Annotated in this window: 12 protein-coding genes and 5 pseudogenes; 8 read left to right on the top strand and 9 right to left on the bottom strand. The window is 58.9% G+C overall.

Annotated features, from left to right (window positions below):
- The 3 genes from ACWGS9_RS32275 to ACWGS9_RS32265 all read left to right on the top strand — a co-directional run.
- A partial coding sequence (locus tag ACWGS9_RS32275) for an antitoxin Xre/MbcA/ParS-like domain-containing protein (protein ID WP_454509031.1) occupies positions 1–269 on the top strand: 269 nt, incomplete at its 5' end.
- Positions 270–1086: 817 nt separating this feature from the next.
- Positions 1087–1788 (top strand): antitoxin Xre/MbcA/ParS-like domain-containing protein, encoded by a 702-nt coding sequence (locus tag ACWGS9_RS32270; RefSeq protein ID WP_454509030.1) that lies wholly within the window; start codon positions 1087–1089, stop codon positions 1786–1788.
- Positions 1789–2191: 403 nt separating this feature from the next.
- Positions 2192–3355 carry a porin gene (locus tag ACWGS9_RS32265; protein ID WP_454509033.1) on the top strand — a complete coding sequence of 388 codons (1164 nt, stop codon included), beginning with the start codon at positions 2192–2194 and terminating at the stop codon, positions 3353–3355.
- Between the two features lie 1726 nt (positions 3356–5081).
- Here the strand turns inward: ACWGS9_RS32265 and ACWGS9_RS32260 are convergent.
- Positions 5082–5671 (bottom strand): annotated as a pseudogene (locus ACWGS9_RS32260) (TCP-1/cpn60 chaperonin family protein); the annotation flags it as partial.
- Positions 5672–5714: 43 nt separating this feature from the next.
- Here ACWGS9_RS32260 and ACWGS9_RS32255 point away from each other — a divergent pair.
- A pseudogene (locus tag ACWGS9_RS32255) lies at positions 5715–5905 on the top strand (hypothetical protein); the annotation flags it as partial.
- Here the strand turns inward: ACWGS9_RS32255 and ACWGS9_RS32250 are convergent.
- Positions 5903–6125 (bottom strand): annotated as a pseudogene (locus ACWGS9_RS32250) (DUF4158 domain-containing protein); the annotation flags it as partial. The pseudogenes ACWGS9_RS32255 and ACWGS9_RS32250 sit on opposite strands and share 3 nt — an antisense overlap.
- Before the next feature lie 393 nt (positions 6126–6518).
- Here ACWGS9_RS32250 and ACWGS9_RS32245 point away from each other — a divergent pair.
- Positions 6519–7217, top strand: coding sequence for an antitoxin Xre/MbcA/ParS-like domain-containing protein (locus ACWGS9_RS32245; protein WP_454509032.1), 699 nt, complete (start codon positions 6519–6521; stop codon positions 7215–7217).
- Between the two features lie 472 nt (positions 7218–7689).
- On the opposite strand, the gene ACWGS9_RS32240 is transcribed toward ACWGS9_RS32245, so the two are convergent.
- Positions 7690–8025, bottom strand: coding sequence for an antibiotic biosynthesis monooxygenase family protein (locus ACWGS9_RS32240; RefSeq protein WP_454509029.1), 336 nt, complete (start codon positions 8023–8025; stop codon positions 7690–7692).
- A 253-nt stretch (positions 8026–8278) separates the two neighbouring features.
- Here ACWGS9_RS32240 and ACWGS9_RS32235 point away from each other — a divergent pair, with 253 nt between their 5' ends.
- A complete protein-coding gene (locus ACWGS9_RS32235) occupies positions 8279–8464 on the top strand; it encodes a hypothetical protein (RefSeq protein ID WP_454509028.1) in 186 nt (61 codons plus the stop codon).
- Between the two features lie 388 nt (positions 8465–8852).
- On the opposite strand, the gene ACWGS9_RS32230 is transcribed toward ACWGS9_RS32235, so the two are convergent.
- The 4 genes and pseudogenes from ACWGS9_RS32230 to ACWGS9_RS32215 all read right to left on the bottom strand — a co-directional run bounded on the left by ACWGS9_RS32230 (position 8853) and on the right by ACWGS9_RS32215 (position 11336).
- Positions 8853–9350 (bottom strand): HEPN domain-containing protein, encoded by a 498-nt coding sequence (locus ACWGS9_RS32230; RefSeq protein WP_454509027.1) that lies wholly within the window; start codon positions 9348–9350, stop codon positions 8853–8855.
- Between the two features lie 190 nt (positions 9351–9540).
- Positions 9541–9756, bottom strand: coding sequence for a hypothetical protein (locus tag ACWGS9_RS32225; RefSeq protein ID WP_454509026.1), 216 nt, complete (start codon positions 9754–9756; stop codon positions 9541–9543).
- Between the two features lie 60 nt (positions 9757–9816).
- Positions 9817–10071: pseudogene (locus ACWGS9_RS32220) on the bottom strand (transposase); the annotation flags it as partial.
- Positions 10072–10310: 239 nt separating this feature from the next.
- Positions 10311–11336, bottom strand: a complete 1026-nt coding sequence (locus ACWGS9_RS32215) for an IS110 family RNA-guided transposase (protein WP_454509025.1) — start codon at positions 11334–11336, stop codon at positions 10311–10313.
- Positions 11337–11534: 198 nt separating this feature from the next.
- On the opposite strand from ACWGS9_RS32215, the gene ACWGS9_RS32210 reads away from it, so the two are divergent.
- Together ACWGS9_RS32210 and ACWGS9_RS32205 are read left to right on the top strand one after the other, a co-directional pair.
- Positions 11535–12590 carry an IS110 family RNA-guided transposase gene (locus ACWGS9_RS32210; protein ID WP_454509024.1) on the top strand — a complete coding sequence of 352 codons (1056 nt, stop codon included), beginning with the start codon at positions 11535–11537 and terminating at the stop codon, positions 12588–12590.
- Positions 12591–12629: 39 nt separating this feature from the next.
- The gene (locus ACWGS9_RS32205) at positions 12630–13046 is read left to right on the top strand and encodes a hypothetical protein (RefSeq protein WP_454509023.1); all 417 of its coding nucleotides are present in this window, start codon (positions 12630–12632) and stop codon (positions 13044–13046) included.
- Positions 13047–13120: 74 nt separating this feature from the next.
- Here ACWGS9_RS32205 and nadC read toward each other — a convergent pair whose 3' ends face one another.
- Both nadC and ACWGS9_RS32195 read right to left on the bottom strand, forming a co-directional pair.
- Complete coding sequence (gene nadC / locus ACWGS9_RS32200) at positions 13121–14002, bottom strand: carboxylating nicotinate-nucleotide diphosphorylase (protein WP_454509022.1); 882 nt, start codon at positions 14000–14002, stop codon at positions 13121–13123.
- 1 nt (position 14003) lies between these two features.
- Positions 14004–14192: pseudogene (locus tag ACWGS9_RS32195) on the bottom strand (L-aspartate oxidase); the annotation flags it as partial.

Below are 14192 nucleotides of genomic sequence, written 5' to 3'. Positions count from 1 at the left end.
CCTTTCGCAGAGGCTCCCGCAAGCACGTATTTCCCTTAGCCCAGTTCATCGACGGCAGGCCCATACCCGGAATCAGGCTGGTGCTTTCCTCGATCTCCGATCCAAGAATAGCGTGGCTGTGGCTGATCAGTCCTTCGCCTCTTCTCAAGGGCCGCGTTCCTATCGAATTGCTCAGAGAAGGTAGGGACTTAGACGTTGCCTCGGCCGCAGGGGCTCTTTCTCTTAATTCAAACTATCTTGCCATGGGTCTTTCACCGTTCTTCTCATAACAATCAAGTCGGTCGTCTTGAGGATCAATCTGCAGCGAGCCGTGGATGCCGGAACGGAAGACTTCCATTCCAACTGTACAGTTTGTGCAAATGTGCAGTTGTTCAATTTGTGCAATCAATACCTTTAAAAAGTGCCAAAATAGCAACTGCTAATTTAAATAACTCGGATAAGCTGAATTTCGAAGTTGCACAAACCTGCGTACTGGGTAGCGTCACGCTGCGAAGGATGCACCGCGACGCGCATCTTTTGCGATCGTGGGAAGGGAGCAGTCCGTCCATCGAGGTCTCCCTCTTTTAAAGCTTTGAATGGAGCTCAATCATGACCATCAAGAGCCTTCTTCTGGCTCAACTGCGGCCCTGATGGCGGTTTCCGTGATCGCGTCGCCGGCGCGGTGACAGTGCAGCGTTCGCAGCCGGGGCAGGTTCCGTGCCTGGCCTAAAGCCCGGATCACATGCGCATAAGACAGTTGTCGATGGATTCAATGAACCTTTGTAAATCTTGGGATATGCTCGCTGCTAGCCGCCCCGATCACAGATCATCGGTTGAGGCTCGGGGCGAAGCGAGACGCACCAAATCGCCCTTCGGCGAGGTGTGCTCCGCACTGCATTTCCAGTGCGCTCCACCCTCCACCATTAACATTGAGCTGCGCAGAACTCCTCTGTCCGTTGATAATCGTGTGCTCTTGACCAGTGTCGGTCTTTCCCGACTCCGGGCGTGGCGCGCAATCGAGATGCTGAAGTTGAACGGAGCACAAAACGGCTCCTAGTTCGCTGAGCTTACGAAGGGCATCGTCGCCCTCCTAACTTTAATGTCTTAATGCTGCTTCGGCTGTTTGCTGAGCGGATGCTATCGGGAAAGCCAGATATGTCCGGGTCGAGTAATTTTGGGGATGAAAAGCGCCAGACCGAGCTTACAAGCTTTGTCATGAGGGAGGTGCAACGCATACTCGCCCAATGCAATGAGGCAAAGCAGGGTGAAAAGGCTACTGTTGGGCCTTCGGGTTCTTCCGCCAACGATTTGACTGCCTCGGCCGCCGAATTTCTTAGTCGTCTCGAAGCCGAAGCAGCGCGACGGCTAAACGCCCAGGCGTGTGAGAGCGCTTCGCCATCCCGGCCGGCCGAACGTCCGCTCGGGCATCCGGGTCTGGAAGATTGCCTCAGAGAAGGCGCTCGCATTGCAGAGTGGGCCGGTCCAGTCGCAGGGTCCACGCATCTAGAGAGACGCTTTGGAATACCGCGGTCCACGCTGTATTGGTGGCAGCGGCACAATGATGTGGTTGCCTTTCGCAGAGGCTCCCGCAAGCACGTATTTCCCTTAGCCCAGTTCATCGACGGCAGGCCCATACCCGGAATCAGGTTGGTGCTTTCCTCGATCTCCGATCCAAGAATAGCGTGGCTGTGGCTGATCAGTCCTTCGCCTCTTCTCAAGGGCCGCGTTCCTATCGAATTGCTCAGAGAAGGTATGAGCATCGACGTTGCGTCGGCCGCTCAAGCCCTTTCTCTGATCGAATCTCTCTGACGATGGGGCCGCTCGCCAGCTTCCCACACCGAAAGCGTCTCTCTCATGCAATGTCTGTCCGGTTGTTGATGATGACGTGCAGCGTACCTGCGACGAGATGATCGCGTATTTCCGCGCATTCTATACGTGGGTACAAAAGTCGATGTTCAAATTGTATGATTTGTGCAAATGTACAGTTTGTGCGATTTGTTCAAATAATACTGATGATTTAGTGACAAAAATGCAACTGATACTTTTGCATCTGGCTTGTATGCGGTATTTGAGCTTGCCATAAGTGGGCCGATGAATAGCGTCGAGCCGGGAAGGATGCACCGCGATGCGCATCTTTTTCGATCGTGGGGACAGGGAGCGGTTCGTCTATCGACGTCCTCGCCCTTTTCAAATCTTTGAATGGAGATCAAATATGAACATCAAGAGCCTTCTTCTCGGCTCCGCTGCGGCCCTGATCGCAGTTTCCGGTGCTCGCGCCGCCGACGCGGTCACGGTCGCCGAGCCGGAACCGGCCGAATACGTCAAGATCTGCGACGTCTACGGCGCCGGCTACTTCTATATCCCGGGTACCGAGACCTGCCTGCGCATCGGCGGCTATGTCCGTTATGACATCGGTTTCGGCGACGTCGGCTCATTCGACGGTGCGACCAACAAGGATCATGAGGACGGCAGCCGCAACCACACCTACTACAAGAATGCCCGCTTCAACCTGAAGACGTGGACCGGCCAGGAAACCGAACTCGGCACGTTGAAGACCTACACCGAGACCCGCTTCGACTTCGGCAATGGTCAAGGCGACTTTGGCACCGCTCCCAATCCCGCGCAAAACAAGGCCGTCAATCTAAAGCACGCTTGGATCCAGCTCGGCGGTCTCCGCATTGGCAAGACCGACACGGCCTTCGAGAGCTTCATTGGATACGCGGGTAACGTTATCAACGACACGCTGGTGCCCTACGGCGATTTAAACACCAATGTCATCCAGTACTACCTCGACGCAGGCAACGGCTTCTCAGCCGTAGTCTCGCTCGAAGAAGGATCGGGCGTTAAGGGTACCATCGACAGCTACGTTCCGCATGTCGTCGGCGGCGTGAAGTACACGCAGGGCTGGGGTGCCATCAGCGGCGTCATCGCCTACGACAGCAACTACGAAGAAGTCGCGGGCAAGCTCCGTTTGGATGTCAATGTTGGCGACGCAGTCTCGCTGTTCGTCATGGCCGGCTATGGCACGGACGACAACCTGTCGGATCCGACCTGGGCGATCCCGGGCCGCGGTCGCGGCATCTACAAGCAGTGGGGCGGCAACTGGGCGGTGTGGGGCGGCGGCACCTATAAGTTCAATGAAAAGACCTCCTTCAATGCCCAGGTTTCCTACGACGAGTGGAAGAACCTCGGTATCGCGGCGAATATCGCTTACAATATCGTTCCCGGCTTCACGGTCACGGCCGAGGTCGATTACCTGCATGCAGGCCGCTTCGACGAATTCGGTGCTGCTTCTCCTGCTCCGGCCTTGAACTGGACCGGTGCTGACAAGAAGAACAGCGTCGGCGGGCTTGTTCGGTTCCAGCGCTCATTCTGAGGATTGGAGGCCTGGTCCAGGCGCTCGTAGTGGTGACTACGAGCGCAACCGCCCGAGACCAAACAGGTCGGTGAAGGGACGGCAAGATTGTCGGCGGATTGCTATGATCACTGACCTTCAACCGAGCATTTCGTCGATAAGAAGGGCGCCCTGTTCCCGGGCGCCCTTTTTTCCGATCATCCTCATCATCAATTCCCCGATAGAGCGGGATCGACCGCTCCCCCTCGAATGCCGATGCCGGCCCCGGATCCGGTGACAGCATCGTCGAGACGGACCGGTGCTTTGGGTTCGGCACATGAGAACCCGATCCAGCGTCACCGGGACAGCTTTAGCACCCGGCTTGTGAAGGGCCGCCAAAATACAAGTTGAGTGGCGCATAAGACGGGATCGGCTGGCAACCCTCTCACAAAGAGCGAGTTCAGGATCCGCCGTGCAACTGGAAGAGCTGTCGTTTCCTTTTTTACGAGTTCGCTAAAAAGTCTTCAGCCCAAACCTGCTTGCTATGGTCTGCCCTGTCATATTTTTTGCGGTCGTCGCGCGGTAGAATGGCACGTAGACGGCACAGACCGTCATGCTCGACAACAAACACTATTCTGGACAGGGGATTCATCATTATCGAACCGGCGGTCGAAGGCACGGCCGGCTGAAAGAGGACGATGGCAATAATGCGGTCAGTAGATGCGCGACACGACATACACGAGCCAATTGCACGGTTCCTCTGCCAGAAATGGCGAAGCGGTCCCGCAATCAACCTGCCGTCGCGAGCTGCTCGCGCCGGAGGAGGCTTCGCTTGCTATCCGCAGGGTGATGCGCGTAGCAGATGAACACTGTGCCGTAGACCGCATTGCTAAGCCTGGGCATCACCCCGCGGCCAAAGGAGAACCTTGCTTCGCCCTTAGTTCAACCGCGATGTCGGATTTTTCATGCCTGTTATCCACTTATCGAACCGGCCGAAGTGGCAGCCTTCACCGCCGACCGTCTCGCCGGTTTTAGGCCGACGAGTACCTGCACGAAACACGACAATGCAAAAATCGCCACTGAGCCCCGTACTGCCCTTGTGACGGACGTTCCCCAATCACAGGGGCTGCTCCGCCAACTGGTTTTCGGCAAGGCGACTATTCTATGGGCTTGCTGCCGGGCGTGAGGATTACGGAGCCCATCGGTCCGCACAAGCTGCTGCTCGAACGCCCGCGAAATAGCTCACTTGCTGAGGCAACGCGAGTTTGCCTAGGTCGGCAACCAGCTGATGGAAGTGCAAAGTTGGTTGCCGAATGCGGGGATGGCAAAGAAAGGCCTGGAAATCAGGTGCATTTCGTATTGCGTAGCGGCGTGAGCCATGGGCCGAAAATTGTCCCTCTCACCATCAAGCCCGCTGCCGTGGGGTGGCAGCGGGCCCAAACAGCGCGAGGGGGCGCCACAAACGCCGACATCACATCGGGGAGGAGTAGATGGTCGACAGCGCGAACATAGGGATCGCACAGCATGTCCCTTGGGCAGCCGAGTATTTGTCGGCCACGGTTCGGAAGCGGATAGCTGCCAGGGTTGTTGTGAAGCGTTTCCAGCCAAGGCAGGGCAGGCGATTGCGGTTGCAGTCACCGCGGCTTGCCTGGTTTTCACCCAGCCTCGCTCACTCGCCTGAATCGCCGCAATACCTTTACCCCATCGACAAAACGCAAAAGGAAGGGCGGCATCGCTGCCGCCCTTCCGGGATTGTCGAAATATGGCCTTAGAAACCCATGCCGCCCATTCTGCCTATGCCGCCGCCAGGCATGCCGCCGCCAGCCGACTCCTTCTTCGGAGCCTCCGCGATCATGGCTTCGGTGGTGACCAGCAGGCCGGCGACCGAGGCCGCGTCCTGGAGAGCCGCGCGCACGACCTTGACCGGATCGACGATGCCCATGGCGATCATGTCGCCATACTCGCCGGTCTGAGCGTTGAAGCCGAAGGTGTCGCCCTTGTTCTCAAGGATCTTGCCCGCGACGATCGAAGCTTCCGCACCAGCGTTGGCCCCGATCTGGCAAGCCGGAGACTGCAGCGCGCGACGAACGATGTTGATGCCGGCAGCCTGGTCGGAGTTGATGCCGGTGCCCTTGAGGTTGGCCGAAGCGCGCAGGAGCGCAACGCCACCGCCGGCGACGATGCCTTCTTCCACGGCCGCGCGGGTCGCGTTCAGAGCGTCGTCAACGCGGTCCTTCTTTTCCTTGACTTCCACTTCGGTCGCACCGCCGACGCGGATCACCGCGACGCCGCCGGCGAGCTTGGCCAGACGCTCCTGCAGCTTCTCCTTGTGTAGTCCGAGGTGGTCTCGTCGACTTGATCTGGGCGACTCGGCCTTCTTGCCGGCGCCGTTGAGCGCCGGATCGCGGAAGCGCTGCGGACGACGAGCGAGGAGATCGCTCGCATGGCCGGACCGGGCAAGGACGCGATCCAGCGCAAGGACCGGGTCCGGTCAGACGAGACACAGCGGGCGCCTGCGCGAGATGATCGAGGTCATCAACAAGGTCGAGCCGCGCTTCGGTTCGGTATTGATGGCCTTATTCCTGGTATCGCGACATGGTCAGCCATAGCGTTCGGCGAAATCTCGCTGGCCAACAGTGGCCGGCGGGATAGCGCATCAAGCAGATTTGGATCGCAATGCCGAGCTGATCGTGTTCGCGCCGCCATAGCTGGATTTCCAGCAAATCGGCCGACGCGAGAGAATAGTGGCGGATCAGACTGTTTCGTCGACCGGAATGTCGAGTAGCTTCTTTCGTTCGTGTTCTTTGAGAATCGCACGTCAGGCCTCTTTCCACTCCACGCTAGAACGACGGTGGCCAAGCCTCTGTCCAAAGCAGGCTAGTGGTACAGGAGACAAATGGCATATCCACAGCGAACATCCGGGGTTTACTTTCCATTTGGCCTTAGCGCAAGGTTCTACCAGCTCTTGTCGCCACACCATCAAAAGTTCTGTTTGGCTACACTTCAGACCACCGATCGCCAAAACGAAAGGGCTCAACGTTCGGAATCAGGACACTAGCCTAAACGCACCGAATTCTTCAAATCTGCTCGTAAGCTTGTGGTCAGCTACGCGGTCTAGCGTGCTTTAGCAGGCTGTTGGAGAAGTCAGGTGCGCTGGCAGACGAAGCCTGAGTCATCGAGAGTGCGGGGCGCGCAAGACAGAAACATGACCCGATTTCAAAATCCGACGGATGGGATCTCGCAGGAGGCCTTGGCAGGTCTGGTGGCGGAAGCCGTGCAACAGGCTCTAATCCAGCACGGCATCGATCTTGATACACAGACCTTGGTTTCAGCCAGCACCGTCGCTGGCAGCCTCGCCGCCGCCGTCCCCTTCCTTCCGCAAGCACAGCAGCGCGTGATCGGCTCTTTCAAGGGCGAATGCACTGCGCTCGCCTCCGAGTTCTTCCGTGCATTGGCAGATTTCGCGCGCGGCGGCTTGGCAAGTGCCAACAGCGCGGATGAAAGCCCTATCCCAGCAACCGCAGGACCTTCATCGCTGCAGCGGGCAAACGATCTGCAATCGGTGCTGATTGAGGATTGGGCGGGCGAGGTCGCCGGCTCGACCTATCTGGAAGAGCATTTCCGCATACCACGCTCGACGCTGCATCACTGGCAACGGCGCAATGAGGTCGTTGCCTTGCGCAAGGGCGGCCGCAAGCATGTTTTCCCGCTCGCCCAGTTCGTCGACGGCAGGCCAGCATCCGGGATTAGAGAAGTTCTGTTGGCAATCGGCAATCCAAGGCTGGCGTGGTTCTGGCTGACCCGCCCTTCGCCCGAACTCGACGGCCGCGTTCCGATCGAGGTGCTCAAGCAGGACATCGTGTGTGATGTCGTTTCGGCCGTCCACAAATTTTCTTCGGCCTGAGCTTTTCCACCGGACTCATTCCATCGGCGGCGGCTTCCGCGGCGCGCAGGGCAGGAAGTGTCCAGCCAGATGTTCCTCGACACCTTGGGCTGGTGGTAGTGTGTAGCCGGCACGATCCATGCAGCACCGAGCGCCTCTGCGATATGGCGGCCGATTTGGACGTCGGCGAACGGCAGCTCCAACGCAGCACCGGCCCGCGCTTCGGACAGATGGCGCCAAAGAAATTGGCATTCTCGTTGCGCCGGTCAGTGGGCTGGCACGGGATTGAAATTTGGGAGGCCGCGCTTAGCGTGCGCGAATCTCTTCTCGCCACAGACTAGAAACATACAGTCGGAAATTCTGCTTCAGCTACAATGTCTTTGGTATGATTTACTTCGTAAAACTGTCTAAATCGGCCGGTTTCATATGGTGCAAATCTACATTAGCGATCCATTTGTGCCGATTTTCATATACGAGCCATTTGGAGGTTGAATCAACTGGCTAGCTGGCCAGCACTACGCGCCTCGACGACGGAGAAGCCTTCGAACTCCGGGTGGCTGAAATAATGGATTTTCGTGGTGCCAACATCCCTGTGGGCGGCGCGGAAGTTCTCCGACTTGGTCCAGGCGACAAAATCGTCGTGGCTTGCCCACGCTGTGTGGGACGCAAAAAGCGTGTAGCCTTCTGTCTCGTTGACCGGGCCGCGCAGCAAGTAGAACTCTCGGAACCCCTTCATCTTGGCAAGGCTGTAATCGCGGTTCTTCCACACGGCCTCGAAATCGGCTTCCGAACCATTCTGCACCTTGAAGCGGTTCATTGCGATGTACATTGGGTTCCTTTCAGACATTGTGGAATGCGGGGATTATGGATAGCTTGAACGGCGAGGCGGGACACTCAGAGCGAACCGATTGCGCGCCGGTGAAGAACAGGCTGCTGCCGACCTCTGGCGCATCCCGCTCTTGAAGCGCCAGTGGATCCATTTGCCAACAGGCAGGTAGCTTCCCCGCGCAGGCCGAGGATCGAGCGGGCATGGGCCGTAGTGATAGCCGCCCGCCCCCTGATGGTGGACGACATGCCGCCCCGTGATGGTGCTGGTCGAGGAGACGGCGATCGCCCGGGCCGTCCTCGGCCAGGCGCCTGCCCTCGTCGCGCACGATGACGAGCGTCTCGGCAGCAAAGCGCCCATGTCGGATACGGCGCGGTCGAACTCATCGCAGAGTGTTGCCACCAAAGCCAAGGTTTCGTTGGCGCGCGCATGCAGACTTTGACATGTTGGCCATTTTACTTTCTCACATTGATTGCAATGAAATAAACGAAGTGAATACGGCAGCGCGCTTGTCCTTCCCAACGATGTAGATTCAAGAATCGTGCCAACTGCGAGGGACGGTTTTTGCTGTCTGTTAAAAGAGGCCCGGCCGAACACACGTGTCGCAGACTCGACGAACCCGACAGTAGGAGTCACGACACGTAAGTAATGGATTTCTCCGACATTTGAGAACGAGCCCTGAATTTTGATTGTTGGGAAAATGGGGCTTCAGCGGTGGAGCGCGATCGGCAGTTCGAGCGTGCGGGTAATCCCGGTCTTGACCTGGCGGCGCGCGACAACCCCGAATTGCACTCTTCGCGAACCGGCCAACAGCGCATGACATCATCCGGCTACTTGGATGACGCTGTGCTATGAACGAGGTCTGCCTGCTGCTGTGCCCTCGAGGGCAGCGCTATCAATGCCGTGACTTTTGACGCCACCTCATCAAGGCTGGCGGTAAGACGGTTTATCTGTGAGGCGGTTGCCGCCATTTCCGGGCCGTAGCGGGTCACTAGGTACTCTCGGTTCTGGCTGAGGGACTGAAGATGCCTGGCGGTTTTCGCACGGAGGCGCAGCCCCGCTTCCAGGGCCTGCTCCGTCCGTGCCGACAGGTCATGTTGCATTTTGCGGATTTGATTCGGACTGTGCCCGCGGTGAAGCAGAAGCGCGGTCAGATAGAGTTCGATCGCATGGATGGCCGACAATCTGAATGGCGCTCGAGTGAGCGGCTTCCCTGATCGGCCGAGCTGAAGGAGCAGGGTCGCCGCCTTGCGGTACTCTTCAGCCAGTTCATGAATCTGCTGCGGGGAGGCCAACCCTCCCGGATATTTGAGGTCTGCCACCGCCATTTGCGCCCCCTCAAGACTTGTCGCGGTTCCCTAATCCGCCAAGCTAACCTCGCCACCGAACATCGTTTTAAGGTGGTTGTCAGGCAGTTCATGATTCGCAGGATTGGCGATTGTCATAACCGTATAGGGGCTCGTTTGCGCCAGGAAGTAAAGGTGGTATTCCACCATCGCCGGCGGCCTCGGCAACCTTTTATTCGGGCGATGTCAGGCTTTCGGTGATTTGTTGTCCAGCGGTCGGAAAGGCGATCATCGCAATGACGACAATTGTAGTAATGCGCTTCCAATCCGCCGTCAGGAAGTCGAAAATGTAGGCAACAACGGGATTGCTTCGATTCTGTCCCAAGACGGGCTGCGTCTGCGCTGCTATAGCACCGCGCCTTCCGAATGATCCCCCGATCTCGCCCATGTTCAGTCCGTCGATATTCTGCTTTTCGACAACTAATCCATACGCTAGAGCGGGATGAGATTAGTGTTGGTCATAGCCTGAGTTTTGGAAGTAGTGTGAGCACTCTGTCGGTGTGACGCGGTTGAGTGTTTGTCCGATAGCGTCGCAAACGGCTTGGACGGTGCGGCTTGCTGCCTTTCTGAGCCAGTGCTTAAGCTTTGAGAAGAGCTGTTCGATCGGATTGAGATCGGGTGAGTATTTCGGCAGGAAGAAGAGCCTTGCGCCGGCGGCGCGTATGGCCCGGCGCACCGCCTTGCCTTTGTGCGAGCCGAGATTGATGGGGTTGTCTAATCGCTGCTGGGGCGTCAAGCATAATTCGTTGAGGGGACGCTGCCGGGTGCATGGTTGTCTTCGCGGTCGACATTAGCCGCCGCATGATGGAGCTTCGCGGGTCGAGCCTTCAATGTGGACGACGCACTTTGCTGAGTCAGCGGTGCAGCCCCATCAGCGGAATGGCTCGGCTCACGTCCCGGCAGGGACACCTTAAGCGTTCAGGTTTTGAACGCTATCCGGATTTATGCGGCGGCTCCAGCATTCGGATTAAAGAGCTCGCCGGTCTTAAGCATCGTATGCATTATAACCGCCAATTTGCGCGCCACAGCCACGGCAGCTCTTTTGAAGCCGATCCTCTCCCGGAGCTGCAGACCCCACGTGCGCAGAGTGCTGTCGATTGAGCTGCGCGTCAGAATGACCGCCGCCGCTTCGTAGAGAAGCCCCCGCAAATGGCGATCGCCACGTCGGGATATATGGCCGTCATAATCGACTTCTCCGGATTGGTAGCGGCGTGTCGTCAGGCCGATCCACGCGCCAACCGATCGGGATTTCCTGAAGTTGTCCGGCTCCTCAATGCCTGTGGTGAAGGAGGTTGCGGTGATCGCACCGATGCCGGGAATCGACATGAGGATGCGGCAAGCCTGACTCTGGCGCGCGTCCCGGACCAACTGGCGTCCGAGTTCGGCGGCGCGGATGCGAATGCCACGCCAGGCTTCCAGCATCGGAAGCACGATCGATGCAAGTCCGTCCTGATCGGCAAGAAGGCTCCGGACGTTCTTCTCGAAGGTGCTTCCCTTTCCTGCGGGAACGAGCAGACCAAAGGTTTTCAAGACACCGCGGATCTGGTTGGAAAGCTCGGTAGTGATTCGAACCAACCGCGTGCGCGCTGCGACAAGCGTGCGGGTCAGCATGCTGTCGAATCCCTTCACGCGGACCTCACGAAAGAACCCGACTTCCGCTAGCTGCGCCAGACCATCGGCGTCGTTCGCGTCCGTCTTGTTCGCCGCCATATCGAGCGCCGCCTTAGCATAGCGCGCATCGATGCAGATCGCCGGCAACCCCTCGGTGCGCAGAGAATGATAGAACCATACCGACAGCGGTCCGGTCTCGAACGTCACGCGCTTCACGGTTGGCGCCCGCTTGCGGATGAGCTCGGCGATGATGCTGGGATCAGATGCGCACTTGCCACGCCAGATCCGTTGACCTGCTCGGCGAATCGAGACTGCCGTCTCTTTCATCGACACGTCGAGACCGATATATTCTTCCATGGCCGTTCTCCATTCGATGCTTGGGCCCGGCGTCCAGTCGTGAGCCCGTATTTCCATCCTATCGGGGAACAGCCACCCTCCAAGACTATTGATTGGCTTTAGGGCAACTCGCTCCCGCGATTACCCCATGTGGACGCCCCCTCACGGCATCGCTGTGCCAAAGTGGTGTCGTTGATCATCACTTGAACGGAGGCGTCCATGTTGGAAGTTAACACAATCGGATTGGACTTGGCGAAGAACATGTTCCAGGCGCACGGCGCAAATGGGTCGGGAGCTGTGCTGTTCAGGAAGAAGCTTCGCCGCGATCAGGTACTTCGCTTTCTTGCCGACCAGCCGGCCTGCACGGTCGCCATGGAAGCGTGCGTCGGCAGCCACTACTGGGCGCGGGAGATTGCGAGGCTCGGGCACGAAGTCCGGCTAATCGCTCCGGGATACGTCAAGCCATTTGTGAAGCGCCAGAAGAACGATGCGGCTGACGCTGAAGCGATCTGTGAAGCTGCTCAGCGGCCGACCATGCGGTTCGTAGCGGCAAAAAGCGAAGAGCAGCAGGCTGCGGCAATGGTGTTCCGCGTCCGCGATCTTGTGGTTCGCCAGCGGACCCAGACGATCAATGCAATACGCGGCCATCTTGCGGAATTTGGACTTGTGGCTGCGCAAGGCCTCTTCCACGTCGCTAAACTTGTCACGGCGATCGAGGAGAAGGACCCTACCATCCCCGAAGCCGCCCGCCCGATCCTGTCTCTACTCGTTGAGCAGTTGCGGGCGCTGGATACGAGAGTGGCCGAACTCGACCGAGAGATTGCCCGGCGCTCCAGAGAGGATGCGGAAGCCAAGCGCTTGATGACCATTCCCGGTATAGGACCGATCACTGCGACGGCGCTTGCCGCGTTGGCCCCGTCCGCTCAGACCTTCAAGAGAGGCCGGGACTTCGCGGCATGGCTCGGACTAACGCCACTGCAACGCTCTTCGGGCGGCAAGCAGAAGCTCGGCGAGACGTCTCGAATGGGCGAGCGCACCCTGCGACGGCTGCTGATCATTGGGGCCAGCGCCACTGTGCGCTGGGCCATGCGGAAGGGATCGACCGGGGATCCGTGGCTTTCGCGGATGCTTGAGCGCAAGCCACCCATGCTGGTCATCGTCGCCTTAGCCACGACGGGCCTCGACCGGGTATTTTATTCCGACAGCGGCTCGACCAGCGAGCGCCCTCGGTGCGCACGACCGTCGGCGGCAACGGCTCGATGGCATGCTGGGTAAAGGGATGCCAGACGGCCGAGCGCCTGTGCTGAGACCTCATTGAACGCCGCCATGTCGAATTTTGTGGTCATGGCCGAGCGAAGAATCTCGGGCGTCAGCGGGTCGAGCAGGGGGCAGGCGGCCAAGCACGCGCACATGGCCTACCCGTCGATCGTGCACCCGCTGTCCGGCATCGCTTCGCCACAGCCGCTGCCCGCAGCCTCAACTCACGTCGTCAGCGCGGACCGCTTGATCCGCTGTTTCCCTCTGAGCACAGGACCGCTCCCGTCTGATCGCGTCGCAGGATTCGGTGAAGGCGACGTCCAGCAAATAGCCGAGAAGTTCCAGCTCATGAGAGGCAGCCATCTGGCGCAGTTCGTCGAGCCGGCAGATTATGAACCCAAGTGCTTCCGCCCGGTCTTTTGTTTGGTCCTGGTCCGTCACTTCAGTGCGCATGTTTGTGTCGGCAGTCGATGAAGGCGGGGACGTTCTGGCCTCAGATAGCCTGCGGCCAAAGAAGTTCCTGCGATCACGGTTCATGTCCCCTCTCTTCAGTTCAGATGCCTGTTGCAATTTCGGTCCGACGGTATGTCGAGGCCGATGTCGAGGATCGGAGCGCTGTGGGTGAGCCAGCCGACGGAGATGAGGTCGACGCCGGTGGCGGCAATTGCCGCGACGCTTGCCCGCGTTATCCGACCGGATGCTTCTGTCACTGCGCGGCCGCCGACCATCGCCACAGCCTGGGAAAGGTCCTCGACTGTCATGTTGTCGAGCAGCACGGCGTCTACTCCGACTTGTAGCGCCATCTCGAGCTGCGCCAGCGTGTCGACCTCGACCTCGATCTTGACCATGTGGCCAACGGCGCCGCGCGCCCGTTCGATTGCGGTGCGGATGTCGCCGGCAATCGCAATATGGTTGTCCTTGATGAGCACCGCGTCGTCGAGCGCGAAGCGGTGGTTGGCGCCGCCGCCGGCGCGCACGGCGTACTTTTCCAGGACACGCAGGCCGGGCGTCGTTTTGCGTGTGCACACGATCTTTGCGTTGTGGCCGCGCACCGCGTTGACGAGCGCGGCCGTCGCAGTTGCGATGCCGCTCAGCTTGCACAGAAAATTGAGCGCCGTCCGTTCTGCCGTCAGCAGGCTGCGCGCCGGCCCGGTTACAATTGCAATGGTTTCTCCCGCCAAAACTTTCCCGCCCTCGGGACAGCGCAACTGCATGCTGATCCCAGGGTCGACCAGCAGGAAAGCAAACATGACCAGATCGAGCCCGGCAACAACGCCGGCCTGCCTGGCATTCAAAGCGAACGTCCTCTTGCAATCGGCGGGGATGATCGCATCGCTCGTGATGTCGCCGGCTCTGCCCAAATCTTCCAGGAGTGCGTTGCGGACAATCGGTTCCATGATGATCTGGGGAAGTGGTGCAAAGGAAGTCATATCAACAGCTCCGTTCGGATGCTCGCCAGTTGAGTGCGACGGCATTCTCAAAGCCTGTGCACAGCGTCAGTCGCGAGGGGAGGGCAGCAGCACCGCGTCCCGGGAAGTCGGACCGGTAATGCGAACCGCGGCTCTCCTCGCGCCGATGCGCTGCGATCGCGATCAACAGCCCCGCCAGTGCCGGGTCGGC

The sequence above is a fragment of the Mesorhizobium sp. Arg314 genome (genome assembly GCF_053714275.1).
The sequence above is the reverse complement of the archived record's forward strand: the minus strand, read 5'-3'. Positions and strand labels throughout refer to the sequence as shown.